We start from the raw sequence: 2,299 nt of genomic DNA on the forward strand, positions 1-2,299 counted from the left end.
ACCTGACCGTCGGGCCGGGCCGGCAGGTGGCGCTGGTCGGCGGGTCGGGCAGCGGCAAGTCGACGGTCTCCCGGCTGATCTCGGGCCTGTACACGCCCTGGGAGGGTGTCATCCGCATCGACGGGCAGCGTCTGGAGGACATCCCGCGCGGAGCGCTGGCGGCCTCCGTCTCCTTCGTCGACCAGGACGTGTTCCTCTTCGAGGGCACGGTCCGCGACAACGTGGCCCTGTGGGACCCGTCGATCCCGGACGACGCCGTGGTGGAGGCGCTGCGCGACGCCGCCCTGTACGAGGTCGTGACGCGCCGCCCGGGCGGCATCCACTCCAGGGTCGAGCAGGACGGCCGCAACTTCTCCGGCGGGCAGCGCCAACGCCTGGAGATCGCCCGGGCGTTGGTGCGCCGGCCCAGCATCCTGGTGCTGGACGAGGTGACCAGCGCCCTGGACGCCGAGACCGAGCAGGTGGTGATGGACAGCCTGCGACGGCGCGGCTGCGCCTGCGTGGTGATCGCGCACCGGCTGTCCACCGTGCGCGACAGCGACGAGATCGTCGTGCTCCAGCACGGCACGGTCGTCGAACGCGGTCGGCACGAGGATCTGGTGGCGCGCGGCGGGGCGTACGCGGCACTGGTCAGGGAGCGATGAGATGACGGTTGCCGGCGAGGGGGACCTCGTCCTGGGCGCGCTCGGTTCCCTGGGCACGCCGATCGACTGCGCCGGGTTCAGCCGGCTGGACCTGGAAGGTCCGCAGGTGCTGTGGCTGGTCGCGGCCGGCGCGGTGGACCTGTTCGCGGTGGACGCGGCGCAGCGGGGCCACTGGCACCACCTGGGCCGGCTCGAGGCGGGCTCGCTGCTGCTCGGCCCGGTCGCGGGCCCGCAGCACACCCTGGTGGCGCGGCCGTTGCGGGACTGCGTGGTGCACCGGATCGGCCTGCGTGAGCTGTACCGGCCGCCGTCCACCCAGACCTGGTCCTACGACGAGTGGGGCAACCCCCAGTACGTGCCGCCGACGACCAGCCCGCTGGAGCACGCCCTGGCACTGGGCGTCGGCCGGAGCCTGTCCGTGCTGTTCCAGGCGCCGATGGCCGAGGAGCGGGCGGCGGCCCCCACCGACGACGACGTGTTCTGGATGCAGGTGCCGCCGGGCAGCGTGCAGTACGGGGCGCTGTACGGCGCCGAGGCCGCCGCCGACCTGCTGATGGACCCCGCGCTCTGGCAGAGCATGGTCGACCAGCAGTACCGGCTGCTGACCACGCTGGACCGGTGGATCGAGCGGCTGGAGCGCACCCACGAGACGCGGACGGCGGCCGGGATCAAGGCGGGTGAGGCGGTGCGCGCCCAGGCCGACCGGACGCTGCTGGCGTCCATCGGCCGGTCCTCGGCGCGGCGCGCCACGGCCGCCGACGCGGACGCGACCCACGCGGCCTGCGAGCTGGTCGCCCGGGCCGCCGGGATCACGCTCGCCGCGGCGCCGCAGGCCGGTACGGAGAGCGACCGTCTCGACCCGGTGGAGCGGGTCGCCCTGGCCTCCCGGGTGCGCACCAGGACCGTACGCCTCCAGGGCCGCTGGTGGCGGGAGAACGTCGGCCCGCTGGTGGGCCGCCGGGCGCTGTCGGGCGCGCCGGTCGCGCTGCTGTGGCGGCGCGGCGGCTACGTCGCCGTGCACCCGGCCACCGGGCGGGAGAACCCGGTCGAGAAGGCGAACGCGCAGGACTTCGAGGAGCGCGCGGTGATGTTCTACCGCCCGCTGCCCGACCGCCGGCTCGGCCCGCTCGGGCTGCTCCGCTTCACCCTGCGCGGCACCGGCGGCGATCTGCTGAACCTGCTGCTCGGCGGGCTGGTGACGGTGGCCGTCGGGGCGCTGGTGCCGATCGCGACGGGCAAGGTGCTCGGGCAGTACGTGCCGCAGGCCCAGCAGGGGCTGATCGTGCAGGTGTGTCTGGCCGTGATGGTCAGCAGTGTGGTGGCGGCGGCCTTCATGCTCCTGCAGAACCTGACCATCCTGCGGCTGGAGGGCCGTATCGAGGCAACCCTCCAACCCGCTGTCTGGGACCGGCTGTTGCGCCTGCCCACGCGGTTCTTCACCGAGCGCTCCACCGGGGAGCTGGCGAGCGCGGCCATGGGCGTCAGCGCGATCCGCCGGCTGCTGGCCGGGGTCGGGCCGGTGGTCGCCCAGTCGGTGACCGTGGGTGCGATGAACGTGGGGCTGCTGTTCTGGTACAGCGCCCCGATGGCACTGGTCGCGATCGGCATGCTCGTCGTGATCGCGGCCGTGTTCCTGGGGCTGGGGCTGTGGCAGG

2 protein-coding genes are annotated in these 2,299 nt (G+C 74.1%); both read left to right on the top strand.

Going from position 1 to position 2,299, the window contains the following annotated elements:
• Positions 1–644 (top strand): ATP-binding cassette domain-containing protein (locus RH94_RS45345; RefSeq protein ID WP_234426209.1); only part of this gene is annotated, 644 nt, incomplete at its 5' end.
• A 1-nt stretch (position 645) separates the two neighbouring features.
• The coding region (locus RH94_RS45350) for an ABC transporter transmembrane domain-containing protein (RefSeq protein WP_267893415.1) at positions 646–2,299 on the top strand (1,654 nt) is incomplete at its 3' end.

The sequence above is a fragment of the Streptomyces kebangsaanensis genome (genome assembly GCF_001906585.1).
In the GTDB taxonomy this organism is placed as follows: domain Bacteria; phylum Actinomycetota; class Actinomycetes; order Streptomycetales; family Streptomycetaceae; genus Streptomyces; species Streptomyces kebangsaanensis.